Below are 14,145 nucleotides of genomic sequence, written 5' to 3' on the forward strand. Positions count from 1 at the left end.
TCCCTCCTTCTACAACGTGAAGGATCGCTGCAATCCTTCCCACCATGTTAAAGTTCGTACATCTATTTCAATAATCTTTCTAACAAAGGGTTCTTTCGAAAGATAAAAACTGTCCTGTCTGAAGGTGAAACGATGCGGGTACAAATTAGAAGGTTTCATCCGAATGATCCCTCCCTGGATCGGGCGGTTTAAATTTCTTAATATATAATAACCATCCTCCATTTCCACATCGCCTTCTCTAGCATAAGGCATCCCCGCGCCAAATGACTTTGTCCAGCTCTCCATTGTTAACATTTCTCCTGTAGAAGAAAACTGAAATACTTCTTTCACCGGAGACTTCTCCACAGAATGAACGTATTCATGGGAGAACGTTTCATTTTTATCTATTTCTGCAGACCACAGTACCTCGTCCGTATTACGATCAGTAATTTCCAGCAAATAATGTGGGCGTTGCCAAAAGAACCAGCCGATAACAAACGAACAGATGATCAGTACGATATATCCCGCTTTTCGAAAAGGGGCATTGCTAAATAGCAATGCCCGCTCTTGTTGACTGTTATTGTTCATCGTAAAACTTCTTCGCACCTGGATGTAAATCAATGGACATACCATCTTGAGCTGTATCAATGGTAAGATCATTTCCCCGTTCATGCGCATTTTTCATTGCATCTAAGTTATCAAAAATAGACTTCACTAATTCATACACTTGATCTTCCGGCAATTCATCACTTGCTGCCAGCATGGCTTGCACCGCTACCGTTGTGGCAGTCGCATCAAAATTCTCATACGTATTTTCATCCAAGTCTTCCCGTACATAATAAGGATACTCTTCTTCTAATTGCGTAATTTTATCTTCCGTTATGCTAACAATTTTTATATCTGCACTTGCCGCTAGTTCTTGAATGCTCCCAGTAGGTGTCCCTGCTGTCACAAATGCTGCATCAATATTACCATCCTGTAAATTAGTAGCAGCATCTCCAAAGCCCATCCACTCTGCACTAATATCATCAAAAGTTAAGTCATGAACAGCCAAAATTTGACTCGCATTCGCTTCTGTACCTGAACCGACATCCCCTACCGCGACACGTTTACCTGCTAAATCTTCCACTGTCTCAATACCGCTATCCGCTAAAGTGACGATTTGAATCGTTTCTGGATAAATGGTAAAAACCCCACTAAATCCGTCCACTACGCCATCAAACATATTGGTACCTTGATGCGCATAATATGCCACGTCATTTTGAATTAAGGCAAAGTCCGCTTGGCCTTCACTTAATTCATTTGCATTGACGACCGATGCGCCACTGGTAATCCCAGTTGCTGTCACTCCATCCACATGTTCGTCCATGATTTCCGCCATCGCTACACCTAATGGAAAATAGACACCTGCTTCACCACCTGTTAAAACGGTAATGTCTTCTTTCCACCCTTCAGGCGTTTCTCCACCCTCGCCTGCATCTGTTGTTTCTTCCGTGTTCTTTTGTTGATCTTCTTCATCCAACGCATCCGTTGAAGCATCACCACAAGCTACCAGGATCGCACCTAACATCAGACATAAAATCAAGAACAAGCTGAATTTCTTCACCATAAATCCCCCCTTTTTTCTAAATTCTTATGCTTGTATTTCACATAGTATACATATCGAAGCAAACAGGGAATTATACATCTTTTTCCTAAAGTTAGTAGAATTGGACTAAATCATTTTGCATCAGAATCGCTTACATTTGTTTAATCGGCTTGTCTTGTCTATAATGATGGAAAATCGTCGAAAGGAGAAGGCTATGAATGAACAAGACGTAACATGGTACCAGAACATTCAAAATGGTGATCAAAGAGCCCTTGAAGCGTTATATGATAAGTATGAGAAATTATTATTCTCTTTTGTTTATAAAATGACCCAAAATCGTGAGGTAACCGAAGAAGTAGTCCAGGATGTCTTCCTAAAGATATGGACAAAAAAAGGTATGTATGATCCTTCTAAAGGAAAGTTCTCCTCATGGCTGCTGACGATATCGCGTTATACAGCTATTGATTTTATGCGTAAAAAGAAAGACAGTAAGGATTTCTCACTGGAAGAACGAGATGCCACACATGTCGATGACACCTCTTTAGAAGAAGAAGTGGAATGGAAAGAAGATACAAAGCAAATCAAACAGGCCATGAAACAATTAAAGAAAGACCAGCAAAAAGTTATTATACTCTTTTATTTTAAAGCATTATCACAACAGAAAATTGCCGATCAGCTCGGGATTCCGCTCGGCACAGTTAAAGGAAGAATACGACTTGCGTTAAAACATCTCAAAGAAAAACTCCATATGTTAGAGGAAAAAAGGGGGGATATAAATGAATAAACAATGCGAGAAAGTCATCGATTATTTTAATGATCAACTAACTGAAATAGATAAAAAACAGTTTGAAGAGCACTTGGCAACCTGTGATGCATGTCAGGAAGAACTTAAAGAACTGCAGGAACTTACAGAAGACTTACCATTTATATCAGAACCTGTGACACCCAACGAAGGAATGAAAGATCGAGTACTAGGAAACATCTTGCAAGAAGAACAAGAAAAAACAGACGAAGCTGCGACTCCTAATTTCAAGCCAAAGCCTCAGTCAAAAAGAAAATACCAAACATGGATACAAAATGGTCTCGCCGCTGCCTTGCTTCTCTCTTTAATAGGGAACATTTATCTATTAAATCAACCCGCTGATAACCCTGACAGCGAAACAGCCGCCACAATTGATGAGATTATTAACAGTGTATCATTAGAAGACACCGAAATAATGAATGCAGCCGGAAGAGCATCTATCGTGCAAAATAACGGAGAAAAAGTATTACTCGTGCAAGCCGAAAACCTGCAAAAGATTGAAGGAGATCAAGCATACCAAGTATGGCTGCTAGAAGATGATAAACCATACAGAGCAGGTACATTTGTTCCAAATCAGGCAGGAGAAGGAGCTGTTGCATTCTCATTATCGGAATTGGAAAAATCAAATGTCAATTGGGATACCATTGCCATTACCTTAGAACCAAGCGCAGACAATCAGGAACCACAAGGGGACATTATTTTAGCGGCAGGAATAGAAAGTTAACACAAGGAGCTGATAGTCAGCTCCTTTTCTTATGGTGATACATTTTTTCAAACATTGATTCCAACGCATCAGAGTCAATCATTAATGAGTTTGCCGCCTGTATTGCCAATCGATGAATTTCCATACTCCAAATCCGATCAAACCACCTAGATAATTAAGGATAAAGTCATCAATATCAAAACTACCTCTTCTGGATATAAGCTGCATGCTCTCGATTACAAACAGCGTCAGCAGGATAGCACATGAAAACCTCCCTAGTTTTGCCAACTTGCGTGAGTAAAATGGAATTGCTATGCCCAAAGGGACAAACATCAAGATATTGCCACCAAGATTGATAATAGGGATATTAATACTCATTGAGCCATTCAATAGTGCATCTACATACATTTGTATTGTTTGAAAAGGAACGAAATTGGACGCGCCTCTGACATATTGAAACCATGTCATATTCACTCCTCCGTACCCTCTTGAGCCAAAAAACAAAAGAGAAATCATAAAGAGAAAATACATCATAAAACCAAGATGAATGGTAACCTTCAACACTTTCATACATTGTCCTCCAAGACTATTTCTATCAAATATAATCTCTATATTAACACAAAAAGCAGACTCACTTACGTCTGCTTTTCCTTTTAAAAATCATATTTTGCATCTTTTTCCCGTTGCATCTGCTGGTAAGTTCTCGCTAACATCATCGTATCCTCTACTAATCGTTCGATACGAAACAGCACATCATCATTGGTAATTTCTTTGCGATAGAAATCTACATCTTCTATATATACATATTGCTGCACAACTTGTGCTTTCATATAGGATAGAATCGGCTTCAACTGCTGTTCTGGTATAAGATAATGACGCTGCGAGCCTGCTGTTACAAGCATACTGACTACCTTTCCCTCGAGAGCACTGGTTGGCAGCAGATCAAATAGATTCTTTAAGGTACCTGGGATCGATGCTTGAAAAATCGGCGTCCCAACCATTATTACATCTGCATTCATGATTGTTTCCGTTACAAATTTGGTATCACCTTGATAATCCAGATAATTTCTGCCGTCACTAAATTGCATATCATATTCTGCCAGATCCAATAATGACACCTCCTGATCTGGGTATTTATCTTTTAAGATTTCCACTGTATATTGCATGGCACTTTTAGTCTTAGACCCGACAACAGAACCTGCAATCGCTACGATATTCATATTTGATCGTCTCCTACTTCGCTGTATATTTCTGAATCGCCGGCAACACTTCTTTGCCTATCAATTCAATATTTTTGCGTAATTTATCAAAAGGTATACCACCAAAATCCATCTGTGCAATATAACGTTGATGGCCATACATTTCATGCTGATAAAGAATCTTCTCAATTACTTCTTGCGGACTGCCGATATTCATGACATCACGTGGGCTGGCACCCTGTGCAAAATGCTGTTTCGGGTAACCTCTGCCATTCGTTTTTTGCATGCCTTCATTGATTGATGGATAGGTTTCCCGTTGTGCTTGCTGTGTCGTTTCAGCCAAATAGAAAAATCCTGCGGTTGCAACCGGGAATTGATCTGGATTATGTCCGGCTTCTCCCAGCGCATCACGATACGCATCAATGGTTCGTTTGAAAATCGAAACAGGTCCTCCTAATGTTGCTACAAAAATAGGTACCCCTGCGTATCCTGCTTTCACTGCACTAGATGGATGTCCTCCGACAGCACGCCAGATTGGCAACGAGCCTTGGTAAGGCCTTGGCAAAACATGCGCATTTCGTAGCGGTGCACGATATTTTCCTTCCCAGTTTACGTATTTCTCTTGATTAATTTGTAATAGCAGATCGAACTTCTCTTCATATAGTTCTTCATAATCTTGCAAATCATAACCTAAAAGCTCAAAGTTCCCAACTCGGGAAGCACGTCCTGCGATCAATTCGGTACGTCCTTTCGAAATTAAATCAATGGTCGCAAAATCTTCAAACACTCGTACCGGATCTAGCGTGCTGATAATCGTAGAAGAACTCGCTATCTTTATTTTTTCCGTCGCCTGTGCGATGGCTGATAATACAACCGAATGTGCCTGTGTAGTGAAGTGATCCTGATGACTTTCTCCGACACTGAAGAAATCAATGCCCACATCCTCTGCCAGTTTGGCCAACTCAATAATCTCTTCCAAACGTTGAGAGGCTGAGATTCTCTCTCCTGTTGCAGGGTTCGGCAGATGATCACCTAATGTATATAAACCAAATTCTAATCCTTTTTGTGGATCGATTCGATATTGCTCCATATTCAACACCCTTTCTATTGCACTTATATGTTATTATGAATCATAACAGAATATAATGTAAGTACGCACTTATATGGTATATAGTATACTAAATGATACTACTGTTGATATTAAGGAGGATAATGGATGAAGTATGAAACAAATGCCTGCAAAATAGAGGATGCCTTAAGTATATTAGTCGGGAAGTGGAAGCCCATTATTTTGTTACACTTATTAAATCATGGTACACAGCGCTTTAATGAGCTCAGAAGACAAATGCCTGGCATCACACAAAAAATGCTGACCAAACAATTGCGCGAATTAGAAGCAGAGGACATCGTGGAGCGTGTAGTATACGCTGAAGTCCCTCCCAAAGTGGAATATTCCATAACGGACTATGGCAAAAGTCTGCAGCCAATTTTAGAAGCGATGCATGAATGGGGAGTGAATCATACGAGACATAAAGAGCAAAAACATATATGATTACCTATACTATAATACAGTAAACTAAACTTTTACTGTATGTCTATTGGTTATTTTGACAATATAATTGTGCGTAGCAAAGCTCCTAAAAATTGCTCCGCATCCTGTGGGGCACGGGGTGATTGGCAGGAGCGATAGCCTAGCACATTCTCTATTTCAAAATGATCCCGACGCTAGTATTACATAACCCGTATTATAAGAACCACTTTTCTTCAATCAAACATGATTCGTTTCTGCAATTTGACTTAGTAACAGTAAAAATAAAGAAACAAAGGAGCTGGATAAATGGAGAGGATTTTTAGTTTTGATCAAGCCGGTTATCCATTTCACCTGTTTTCTCTTTCTCATCTTTTAATGATTGGCCTATCATTCGGATTAGTAACATGCCTGTTTACTTTTAGAGAACGTATAAGAGAACAGTATAAACGACCCTTTAAGTATATGTTAGTTGTACTCCTCATACTTGGGGAACTTTCCTTTCATTTATGGTATATTGTCCATGATAGATGGGATGTACAGCTCAATCTGCCATTGCAATTATGCTCTATTTCCTTATACTTATGTACGATCATGTTACTGACTAAAAATTATAAAGTGTTTGAAGTCTCATTTTTTGTAAGTATGACAGGTGCATTTATAGCTATTCTCACTCCTGAACTATTTTTCGGATTCCCGCACATGCGTTTTATTCATTTTTTTATTGTCCATATTACCATTGTAATCGCTTGTTTTTATATGGTTTGGGTGGAAGAATTCAAACCTGCTTTCGCTTCTGTTATTCGAGCATTTGCCGTGCTGAATATCCTTGCAGGCTTTGTATGCATCATTAATAAAATGATTGGTTCCAATTATATGTTTTTAGCCGAAAAAACCAGCAATGCAAGTATCCTTGATTTCTTAGGACCTTATCCGTGGTATATTCTATCCCTTGAAGTGCTTGCGCTGGCATTGTTTATGCTTATTTATGTTGCTTTATTTAAATCTACTAGAAACAAATAAGATGATGAGTCATCACTCAAATATCATTAATAAGGAACAACGGGAAAGTCCACCCGGTCTTAACTGACAAAATACAACTACCTATAATATGGATTATGTCAACCATCCTAGAAGTCATTTTGACATGTTTTTAGTGGTATGATACCGCTTCGCGTACTGCGGGAGTCTACGTGGTAGGCCTACGCTGATGTATAGCTCCACAATTCATGCAACAGCTAGGATAGGGAGCACTATCTGCGAAATTTACACCTCAATTTGATGAAATAAAAAGCCTAGCCCGACTGCTTTCTTCTGTTCCATACGGTGTAGTACTTCCCTTAAGCGTAGGAAATATGCGGAGACTCCCGTGGAATCAGCGCGAGCTGAAGATCCACTTCGTCTGTGCCTGTGTCTACTAGTATCGCTTCGAAGTAAGCTTCCTCGGCACAAGGCAGCAAAGAAGTTGTTCAAGTAGTAGCCTAGATGAAGCCGTGCCCACAGGACGCGGAGCATATTTCCGGAGCTTTGCTAAGCAAATGAAATCTATCAAAATTACCACAATGTCAGACAGTTCTACTTTACACAATCCATATTATAAGAACTCACCATCATGTTCAGCATGATTACTTCTATGACTGTTCTTATATACTTTCTTTGCTTATCAAAAAGGGCAACACTGACTCCACCAGCATCGCCTTTTGTTCATACTATTTTACTGATCCGCTCACTAATCCTTCCACTAAATGTTTTTGTAAGGAGACAAAGATAATAATGACCGGCAATACCGAGATCGTGGCAAATGCCATTAAATTATTCCATTCGATGCCGTAACGACCGATGGCATTAAAGATACCTGCCGTTAATGGCCAGAGCCCCTGGTCTCTGTTGAACGTTATACTAAAGATCAAGTCACCCCAGGCAAAGAAGAACGAAATCGCTCCACAGACCATCACACTTGGCAAGGCAATTGGAAGAATCACTTGCAGGAAGGCACGAAGCCGACCACACCCATCAATACTGGCCGCTTCCTCCAATTCTTTTGGGATCCCCATAAAGAAAGTTCTTAGCAATAAGACTGAGAACGGCACCCCAAGTGTTGCGGTTGCAAGCACAGGGGCAATGTACGTATTTAACAGTCCTAAATTATTGAAGACAACAAATAGTGGTGTTAGCACTACGGTTGCTGGTAACATTTGTGTGACAAGAAAGACTAACATCATCGAAGAGACGCCCTTAATCTTAAATCTCGCCAATCCATATGCCGATGGCACCGCCAGTAATAGTACCACGATCGTAGCACAACCGGCAATAATCACACTGTTCAGGAAATATTGTCCAATCCCACCTTCAATTACCGTAGCAAAACTATCTAATTGAAACTTCTCCGGAAAGAAAGTAGGCGGCGTTCGGAATATTTCCGACTGTGTTTTAAAAGCAGTAATGATCATCCAATAGACTGGAAAAAGGAACAACGCGACAATGACAATTCCGACTATACTTAACGTCCAATTTTTCCTTTTACTCATGTTAAATCCCCTCGTCTTTCTTCATCATTCGTAGATAGACTAAACTGATTGCGAATAAGATTAGGAATAACACATTCGCGACTGCTGCCCCTAAACTAAACTCAAAATCGGAGAAAGAATACCTAAATGCCAGAGTTGATAAAACTTCAGTTGAGTTGATTGGCCCGCCGCCAGTCATTACATACACAATATCAAATACTTTAAAGGTATAGATAAAACCTAGCATCAGTACCACCATCAACACTGGTTTTAATAGTGGTAACGTAATATGAATCAAACGCTGCCACCAGTTCGCGCCATCTAGACTGGCACTTTCATAGACATCTTGTGGTAAGCTGCTTAACCCTGTCGATAATAACAGCATATTAAACGGAATACCGACCCAGATATTGGCGATAATCACACTCCACAACGCGACTTCCGGACTGGATAACCAACCGATCGGCTCATCAATTAAATGCGCATGTAACAGCATCTGATTAAAAATCCCTTCTCCAGACCCCATCATGAATTTAAAAAGCAGTGCCGTAACGGTCATCGGAATTAACCAGCTGATCATCATAATCCCTCTTAAAAAACCAGCAATTTTGAATTTCATACTAAAGAAGGAAGCCAAACAAAAACCAATGATTACTTGAAAAATCACACTTCCTACCGTATAAATCAACGTATTTCCAATCGATATGCCAAAAGCCTCTTCCCCTGCGACTTTCTTGTAGTTATCAAAACCGACAAATTGTTTATCACTTGTCGCCAAATTGCTCAAATCAACATTCTGAAAACTAAGCACAATATTATAAATAAGCGGATATCCAATTAATAACAGCATAAATAATACAGCTGGTAATACAAATAAATATCCTTTAAATTGACTGCGAAATTCCTTCCACACTGGAAGCACCCCATTCCTTTCCGATTGTGTTCGTTACTCCTCAATTGGCAATGCTGCCCCGTCTCGTAAGAAAAGCGGAATCGTATCTAATGAGGCTGGACAATCAATGTACTGTCCGCCTTCCAATACTTCCTTCGTAAAGGCATTGGTCCATGTAGCACCCTTCGGTAAATAGACGGGTCGACTTCTTTGACCTTCGTGAAGTACTGGCGCCACTAATAATTGTGGACCAAACATATAAGCATCTTCGACATTCCAAGTTTCCTTATCTTGCGCAAAGTCATAAAATAAGGGCCTCATAACAGGTGTGCCTTTCTCATGCGCTTCTTCCATCAAGCTCTTAATATATGGACGAAGACGTTCACGCATCAGCATATATTTTTTAAAGATTTGATAGGCTTCTTCTCCGTAACTCCATACTTCATTCGCCGCTCCACTCGGACATAAACCACCACCGCTTGTTCCTAGTGGTTCTGAGTGTGGTTCACGATCCCCATGGAGACGAAATACAGGACAAAACGCTCCATATTGAAACCAGCGAATCATACATTCTCTAAAATCAGGATCAACGGTATAAGCACCCTGAAACCCGCCAATATCGGTTGTCCACCAAGGAATACCTGCTAACCCCATATTTAACCCGGTATTAAATTGATTCCGTAATGAGGCAAAGCTTGAATCAATATCACCTGACCAGACTAACGCCCCGTAGCGCTGACTGCCTGCCCATGCACACCTGACAAGATTGACGATATTCTCCTGCCCCTCTTGCTTCATACCATCGTAGAATCCTTTAGAGAACATTAGCGGATAAATATTACCAACTTGTGCATTTGAACCAATGTGATAGCGATAGTTTTCAAAATCGTATACATTGTATTCCGGCTCCGCTTCATCCAGCCAAAAGAGCTTAATGCCTTTATCGTAGTAATTTTCTTTCGCTTTTTCCCAAACAAATTGTCTTGCACCTGGATGTGTCGTATCGAAATAAACAGTATTTCCAAGGAAATCATGCGTGATCCGAATCCCTTTTTCTGTTCTCGTTAAATAGCCTTTTCGCAGCATTTCTTGATAGTTTTCACTGTTTTTATCCACGGTCGGCCAGATTGAAACCATCAACTCAATGCCCATCTCTTTTAATTCGCGTACCATGCCTTCCGGGTCTGGCCAATAATCCGTATCGAACTTCCAGTCTCCTTGCGTAGGCCAATGAAAATAATCGACTACAATAACATCAATCGGTAACTCTCGACGCTTGTATTCTCTCGCCACTTCTAAGAGTTCCTCCTGTGTTTGATAACGGAGCTTACATTGCCAGAAACCTAAGCCATATTCAGGCATCATTGGTACAGTACCAGTTGCCCGTGCATACGCTTCCTCAATCTCACTAGGTGAATCTCCAGCTGTAATCCAAAAATCAAGCTGTTTCGTTGATTTGGCCACCCATTCGGTCACATTCTTACCAAACGTAACCTGGCCAATCGCAGGATTATTCCAAAGAAAACCATAGCCCAGACTGGATAGTGCAAATGGAACACTTGCCTGAGAGTTTCGATGTGCCAATTCCAACGTACAATTCTTTAAATCTAAGAAAGGCTGCTGGTATTGACCCATCCCAAAGATTTTCTCTTTCGGATCAGATTCAAATCGTTGTGTTAATTGAAAATCTCCGCCAAGGTTTGCTTTAAATTCCCGTGCATCAATTTTCAGTGCACTAGTAAACTCTTTTAAATTTTTACGATTTCGAACATATTCCTCTAATAGAATCTCTCCGTGCTGGTTGTAAAAGGTAGTCTTACCTGCTGCCTCTGCAGAGATTACGGCTTTTATTTTGCCATTTTCAATAGTGGCTTTACCTTCTTCCACTGTAATCGTTGCATCATCGCCGGATTGCGGCAATAATGCCCAATTCTCTTCTGTCATCGTGGTAAGTTGGGTAGAGCGAGCCCGTAAGCTATCCGTCCCCCACGGCTCCAGCCACACCTTCTCTCCATCATATTCTCGAATAAGACGATTACCGTCTACCGTAAATACACTGTCCATTCCCGTCACTCCTCTAATTATTACTTCTGCTTACTCTTCTTCAGATTCTAGTTCCTCTACTTTCTCGGCAGCATCCTTTAAAGACTCTGCTGTAGGCTTCGTCCCTGTTAATACTTCCTGAAGCGAGATTTGAATTGCCTCTGATACATTCGGCCAATCAGCAGATGGTCCACGAGCTACTGCCTCTTCCATAATGGGTACGAAATCTTTAAAATATTGTTCTGTCTGCCAATACTCTGCTTGATCCAATACATCTGCTCTGGTCGGATAATATCCCGTTTCCTTCGCAAATCGTTCATTTTGTCCCGGTTCAAACAGCCAGGAAACAAAATCCCACGCCGCATCTACATCTCCGTCTTTGGTAATGGCAATATTGTCGCCACCTGTAACGGAGACGTATTGTTCATCTTTCGGAATTTTGGTAATGCCAAATTCTAAATCTTCTTTTGCCGCAATCTGATCGATCATCCAAGGACCATTGATCATCATGGCAAGGTCACCTTCCATGAATTTTCTTGATAAATTATCCTGTGTCGCCGTAATAATATCCTTACTCATGTAACCTTTGTCCATCATTCCTTTTAAGAAGTTGAAAGCTTCCTCTACCTCTGGTGAATCCAGATGCTGGTAGTCACCACCTGCAGAATAGATAAATGGATATACTTGAAAGGTCGCTTCCTCTGAACGAGTGGCTGATAACCCGAAGCCTTTTACCTCATCTGTTGTTAATGCCGCTGCAACTTGCTCCAGTTCTTCCCATGTTTTCGGGGGTGCTTCAATACCTGCCTCTTCTAACAATTTTTTATTGTAGAATAATCCCAACGCATTCGTAGTTAAAGGAAGCCCATAATATTTGTCTTGATATACCGCCGAATTAAGTGGGCCTTTTAACAGTTGATCGGTTTTTCCCCATTTCTCCACCTGCTCCGTAATATCGGACAAAATGCCCATTGATGCCATTGAAGCATTGTTAACAGTATCTGCTATAACAACATCAGGTAGTGTGTCACCTGCAGTACCGACTGATAATTGTCGGTTCATTTCATCAAAAGGGACATATTCCGCTTTTACTTCAATGTCATCCTGTGACTGGTTATAATCCTCTATTATTTGATTTAACGCATCTTGGGATCCGGTATAATAATGCCAGAGCAAAAGGTGTTTCTTTCCATCATCCGTATCAGTTTGCGCGCTTTCTTCATCATTGCTGCACGCAGACAGGACGATTAATAAAAACAAGGATACGAACATAATTAATTTCTTATTCATTTCTGTCACTCCCTATATAGATTGCGCTTTCATTATTGGTGAATAACATTAGCAAACCCCCTATAATACCCACTCCCCTCAAATGATGAACGTTCATCATTTTGGTGAATAGTTTCAATCAAAAATGATAGTAAGATTCATTTTTGATTGAGAAATTAGTTTAAGTAGTACTTCGCATTTCCTTTTGTTACGATTTCCAGTTTTACTATATGACTTTCTTTAACAGGCAATTTATTTAACATTAAATAATTAAAAGCAAGTCGGACTGCTAAACTTCCTTGATAAGTTGGATCTTGACAGATAGTGGCCATCACGATATCTTCATGTAAGCTATCATATATCGCATTACTCATATCGTGTCCGATTAAGACTGGTTTGTCCGTTAACTGTTTAACCTGCTGTGCAACCTCAGCTAAGGAACCGCACGCTACATAAACACTATCCACATCCGCTAAATTCTTCTTAATTTCTGTAAGTGATTGCTCCATAGATTGATTGTCTAAGCGAAGCAGCTTCACTGCATCAACCTCTTGATGTTCGAGTGCAAATGCTTCAAATCCTCTTCTCTTCTGTTGCATCTGATACGTATTTGCTTCGTCTGTGATGATGGCAAATCTTTTTGAATTTCCGGTAAAATGGACAGAAAGTTCTGCCGCCAGCCTTCCTGCATCATAATAATCCGCACCAACATGTGAAATTCTACCGCTTGATGGCGAATCATTATTAAACGTAAAAATAGGGAAATCATTGTTTATCCCTGATTCAATAATGCTGGTTAGTGGTACCCCATCTGTCGGACAAATAACCAGTCCATCATATGCTTCAGATTGAATGATGGTTTGAACCACTTCCATTTGTTTTTCAATCGTGTGCGGGGTTTTTCGTATATCGATGTGAAACCCATAATCCTTAAAATCTTCTAATGCCGCATGAATTCCCATCTCAATCTCTTTCCAGAAATACTCCGGATATTCAGGAAATACAAATGCTACGTTGACTAATTTTTTTCGGGCCAGAAAGCTTGCTGATTTATTAGGCGTATAATTGAGCTCCTTTGCCTTTGCTAACACTTTGTTAACTGTTTTAGGACTAACACCTCCTCTGTTATGTAAAACCCTGTCGACAGTAGCTGGCGACATATTCAGTTGTTCTGCGATTGTTTTCGCGGTTATTCTCATTCTCTTCCCTCACTGATTACTTCATTTGTTAACCTCTCGGAATGATGAACGTTCATCATTTTTATTCAAAAAATAAAACGGTTTCAATTGACCTGACTTTAGTTTAAGCGTTAAACAATGTTTTGTCAACCATTAGATAAACCTTGCTAATTTTTACTCCCTGTTGGACGCTGGGCTTTTGCTAATAAAAAGTAACAACAAAATACCAAATGTAACGGAAGAATACTGCGAAGGAATGAGATCATGTTGGCATACGTTTGGTGGCGGGGAATACAACCAGCCACCCCCGTGGAGCATCACTGAATTTATTGCTACTTCTATTTTGCCTTGGGCAGAGAAAGTACACTTCAAAGCGATATGCTGGCTTTCGGGTCTTCTATAGATACAAATCTTCGGATGGGGTCTCGACTTTTGGTTCCTTTCAGTCCCTTTGTAA

General features: G+C 40.3%; 14 protein-coding genes. 4 read left to right on the forward strand and 10 right to left on the reverse strand.

Annotation, left to right across the window (positions count from 1 at the left end; genetic code table 11):
• Positions 1 to 9 precede the first annotated feature (9 nt).
• Positions 10 to 567, reverse strand: coding sequence for a DUF1850 domain-containing protein (locus tag MUN88_RS04565; protein WP_244721380.1), 558 nt, complete (start codon positions 565 to 567; stop codon positions 10 to 12).
• Positions 557 to 1,588 carry a TAXI family TRAP transporter solute-binding subunit gene (locus tag MUN88_RS04570; RefSeq protein ID WP_244721381.1) on the reverse strand — a complete coding sequence of 344 codons (1,032 nt, stop codon included), beginning with the start codon at positions 1,586 to 1,588 and terminating at the stop codon, positions 557 to 559. Before MUN88_RS04570 ends, MUN88_RS04565 begins: the two co-directional genes overlap by 11 nt.
• A 193-nt stretch (positions 1,589 to 1,781) precedes the next feature.
• On the opposite strand from MUN88_RS04570, the gene MUN88_RS04575 reads away from it, so the two are divergent.
• Positions 1,782 to 2,351 carry an RNA polymerase sigma factor gene (locus MUN88_RS04575; protein ID WP_244721384.1) on the forward strand — a complete coding sequence of 190 codons (570 nt, stop codon included), beginning with the start codon at positions 1,782 to 1,784 and terminating at the stop codon, positions 2,349 to 2,351.
• A complete protein-coding gene (locus MUN88_RS04580; RefSeq protein ID WP_244721386.1) occupies positions 2,344 to 3,093 on the forward strand; it encodes an anti-sigma factor in 750 nt (249 codons plus the stop codon). The genes MUN88_RS04575 and MUN88_RS04580 overlap by 8 nt, the downstream gene beginning before the upstream one ends.
• A gap of 81 nt (positions 3,094 to 3,174) precedes the next feature.
• Here MUN88_RS04580 and MUN88_RS04585 read toward each other — a convergent pair whose 3' ends face one another.
• The 3 genes from MUN88_RS04585 to MUN88_RS04595 all read right to left on the reverse strand — a co-directional run bounded on the left by MUN88_RS04585 (position 3,175) and on the right by MUN88_RS04595 (position 5,361).
• A complete protein-coding gene (locus MUN88_RS04585) occupies positions 3,175 to 3,642 on the reverse strand; it encodes a VanZ family protein (RefSeq protein WP_244721388.1) in 468 nt (155 codons plus the stop codon).
• 83 nt (positions 3,643 to 3,725) lie between these two features.
• Positions 3,726 to 4,292: an NADPH-dependent FMN reductase gene (locus tag MUN88_RS04590; protein WP_244721390.1), complete on the reverse strand. Its 567-nt coding sequence runs from the start codon at positions 4,290 to 4,292 to the stop codon at positions 3,726 to 3,728.
• A 13-nt stretch (positions 4,293 to 4,305) separates the two neighbouring features.
• Positions 4,306 to 5,361, reverse strand: a complete 1,056-nt coding sequence (locus tag MUN88_RS04595) for an LLM class flavin-dependent oxidoreductase (protein ID WP_244721391.1) — start codon at positions 5,359 to 5,361, stop codon at positions 4,306 to 4,308.
• Between the two features lie 126 nt (positions 5,362 to 5,487).
• On the opposite strand from MUN88_RS04595, the gene MUN88_RS04600 reads away from it, so the two are divergent.
• Positions 5,488 to 5,823: a winged helix-turn-helix transcriptional regulator gene (locus MUN88_RS04600; protein WP_244721393.1), complete on the forward strand. Its 336-nt coding sequence runs from the start codon at positions 5,488 to 5,490 to the stop codon at positions 5,821 to 5,823.
• A gap of 285 nt (positions 5,824 to 6,108) precedes the next feature.
• A complete protein-coding gene (locus tag MUN88_RS04605) occupies positions 6,109 to 6,822 on the forward strand; it encodes a YwaF family protein (RefSeq protein WP_244721395.1) in 714 nt (237 codons plus the stop codon).
• A gap of 686 nt (positions 6,823 to 7,508) precedes the next feature.
• On the opposite strand, the gene MUN88_RS04610 is transcribed toward MUN88_RS04605, so the two are convergent.
• From MUN88_RS04610 to MUN88_RS04630, 5 genes are all read right to left on the reverse strand, one after another.
• Positions 7,509 to 8,327 (reverse strand): carbohydrate ABC transporter permease, encoded by an 819-nt coding sequence (locus MUN88_RS04610; protein WP_244721396.1) that lies wholly within the window; start codon positions 8,325 to 8,327, stop codon positions 7,509 to 7,511.
• 1 nt (position 8,328) lies between these two features.
• Positions 8,329 to 9,219: a carbohydrate ABC transporter permease gene (locus tag MUN88_RS04615; RefSeq protein ID WP_244721399.1), complete on the reverse strand. Its 891-nt coding sequence runs from the start codon at positions 9,217 to 9,219 to the stop codon at positions 8,329 to 8,331.
• A gap of 33 nt (positions 9,220 to 9,252) precedes the next feature.
• Positions 9,253 to 11,262 carry a glycoside hydrolase family 31 protein gene (locus MUN88_RS04620; RefSeq protein ID WP_244721401.1) on the reverse strand — a complete coding sequence of 670 codons (2,010 nt, stop codon included), beginning with the start codon at positions 11,260 to 11,262 and terminating at the stop codon, positions 9,253 to 9,255.
• A gap of 30 nt (positions 11,263 to 11,292) precedes the next feature.
• Positions 11,293 to 12,531 carry an ABC transporter substrate-binding protein gene (locus MUN88_RS04625; protein ID WP_244721402.1) on the reverse strand — a complete coding sequence of 413 codons (1,239 nt, stop codon included), beginning with the start codon at positions 12,529 to 12,531 and terminating at the stop codon, positions 11,293 to 11,295.
• 155 nt (positions 12,532 to 12,686) lie between these two features.
• Positions 12,687 to 13,709 carry a LacI family DNA-binding transcriptional regulator gene (locus tag MUN88_RS04630; RefSeq protein ID WP_244721405.1) on the reverse strand — a complete coding sequence of 341 codons (1,023 nt, stop codon included), beginning with the start codon at positions 13,707 to 13,709 and terminating at the stop codon, positions 12,687 to 12,689.
• Between the last annotated feature and the right edge of the window lie 436 nt (positions 13,710 to 14,145).

This window comes from Gracilibacillus caseinilyticus (assembly GCF_022919115.1).
GTDB lineage: Bacteria > Bacillota > Bacilli > Bacillales > Amphibacillaceae > Gracilibacillus > Gracilibacillus caseinilyticus.